Source organism: Wolbachia endosymbiont of Drosophila bocki, from assembly GCF_028982005.1.
Lineage (GTDB): Bacteria > Pseudomonadota > Alphaproteobacteria > Rickettsiales > Anaplasmataceae > Wolbachia > Wolbachia pipientis.
Window position 1 is genome coordinate 1 of record NZ_JAPQLG010000120.1, and the last position, 2,405, is coordinate 2,405.

A 2,405-nucleotide genomic window follows, 5' to 3' on the forward strand; every position below is an offset into this window, starting at 1 on the left:
CCGATACATTAAGTAATCCTTACCTTTTAATCTGCAGATTGGCGAAAGCAAATACAATAGCTTCAGTTTCGTAATAAGGGGGCTGGCGAGGTTTGTCAAGGAAGTTTTTTTGTTTCTGCGGGCTACCTGGTTTTTCTACTGAAATTTTGAAAAATGTAATCTACTCCTATATTCAAATATATCAAGCAGTAATTCAAAATCAGCCATTGCGCCTTTTGCGTTATTATACGCGAGATTGAGCAGCTCTTTGTCCTGATATAAATCAGCAAATTTAAATTCCATACATCCTGATTGTTTTGTGCCTAAAATATCTCCACTGCCTCTTAGCATCATATCCCTTTCAGCAATGTAAAATCCATCTTGTGACTCACACATGATCTTTAACTTTGAAGATGAGCTTTTACTTAAATTATCGTATAATAATACACAAAAAGATGGCTTGTTTCCTCGCCCTACTCTGCCTCTTAACTGATGCAATTGTGATAACCCAAATTGCTCTGCATTTTCTATAATCATGATGGTTGCATCTGGCACATCTATACCAACTTCTATCACAGTGGTTGCAACAAGCAGAGAAAATTCATTCCTTTTGAAGGAAAACATAACTTGATCTTTCTGCTCCTGAGTCAATTTTCCGTGTATTATCCCGACTTTATCAAGAAATGTTTTTTGTAATTCCTGAAAACGCATCTCTGCTGCAGCAATATTGGTCTCTTCGTTTTCTTCTATATATGGACAAATCCAATATGCTTTTTCGCCCCTGTTTATAGCACCTTTTAGCTTTTCAATAACATCTGGCACCCTACTAATGTTCGTAGTTACAGTTTTTATTGGCAATCTGGATTTTGGTTTTTCTTTCAAAATTGAACATTCAACATCACCATACATAGCTTGCTGCAAGGTTCTTGGAATGGGAGTTGCAGTAACGAAAAGTATATCGGCATTTTCTCCTTTTCCTACCAAGCGATTTCTCTGCGTCACTCCAAATCGCTGTTGCTCGTCTATGACTGCAAGCCCTAAATTTTTAAATGTAACGTTAGCTTGAAATAGTGCATGAGTGCCAATCACTATATTTAAAACACCACTTGCAAGTTCGTTCATGATAATCTTTCTTTCCTTGCGCGAAGTTTTACCAGTAAGCAGCGCAACTTTTATATCGGTACAGGATAAAACTTCCTCAATCCAATTATAATGTTGCTCCGCCAAGATAGTAGTCGGTGCCATTAGAGCTGCCTGCATGTTGTTTTCTACCACATTTATCATCGCAAAAAGTGCAACTACGGTTTTGCCACTACCAACATCACCTTGCAGCAAGCTTATCATGCGATACTTGGATTTTTGTCTCTCTGAGATCTCATCTATTGCACGAGTTTGATCATTTGTTAATTGAAACGACAATTCATTTAAAACTTGCTCTTTGTATTTACTCAATATTATAAATTCTCTTCCCCTTTCTTTCACATGATTTTTTCTTGCAAGTTTCAGCGCTAGCTGATACGCAAACAATTCATCATAAGCAAGCCTTTTTCTACAAACCTCAGCTTCCGCCAATGAGCTTGGTCTGTGCAACTTTATGATGCTTTCCCTCCAACTTAACCATTTTTTTTGCTTGATTAATGTATCATCTATCCACTCTGGTAAATCAGGCAATTCCTTTAGATTAGAGCTTATTATGTTCCCAATGCGCTTATTGGTAATGCCACGGCATAATTGGTAAACTGGCTCTATGCAAGCTATTTCTTTAAATTGGTTGATGTCAAGCGACACGTAATCTGGATGAGTAATTTGCCAATGTTCAGCAAATTTTTCGAGTTTGCCACTGATGATCACATTCGCTCCAATTGGAAATAGTTTATATAAATACTTAACTGAGTAATTAAAAAAGACTATGAATATATACTGACTCTCACTTTCAACGACTATTTTATATGGTCTACCTCTAAAAGTGGGCGACTGATGTTCATAAACTTTTGCAATGAAAGTTGTAAATTCTCCAACTCGAGCATCAGATAGTAACTTGCTTCTATCCACATAACTAAGTGGCTTATAAAACAGCAGATCCACCACCTTGTCCCCACCACAAAGTTTAGGCAATATTGCGGAATGGAACTTAGGTATATTCTCCAGCCTGCTATTTAGAAAAATCTGATTGCTCATTGAGATTCATACATGTGTAAAACTGTTATAGAGCCTTTTTAAAATCTTGTCACCTTATGGTCAGGTATGCACTATAGCTAGCACAGCTCTCTAACGTCATACCGCGATTCATTCGCGGTATCTCAGCCGCTAACACGTAACGGAATGACGAATTTGTTGTTTTTAAAATCGTCGGTAAGCCTAAGAACCTGTTTAAAATCTTCGTAATAGGAGAGAAATGAAGGAAAGGACAATCATTTGCAAGCTGG

1 protein-coding gene is annotated in these 2,405 nt (G+C 37.3%); it reads right to left on the bottom strand.

The window, feature by feature from the left end; all coding sequences use genetic code 11:
* Positions 1–135 precede the first annotated feature (135 nt).
* Positions 136–2,157: an ATP-dependent DNA helicase RecG gene (gene recG, locus OZD61_RS02595; RefSeq protein ID WP_274979742.1), complete on the bottom strand. Its 2,022-nt coding sequence runs from the start codon at positions 2,155–2,157 to the stop codon at positions 136–138.
* Between the last annotated feature and the right edge of the window lie 248 nt (positions 2,158–2,405).

Bases quoted from the DNA above. Each gene is read 5' to 3' on its own strand.
- recG (WP_274979742.1), bottom strand. From the start codon at position 2,157: ATGAGCAATCAGATTTTTCTAAATAGCAGGCTGGAGAATATACCTAAG.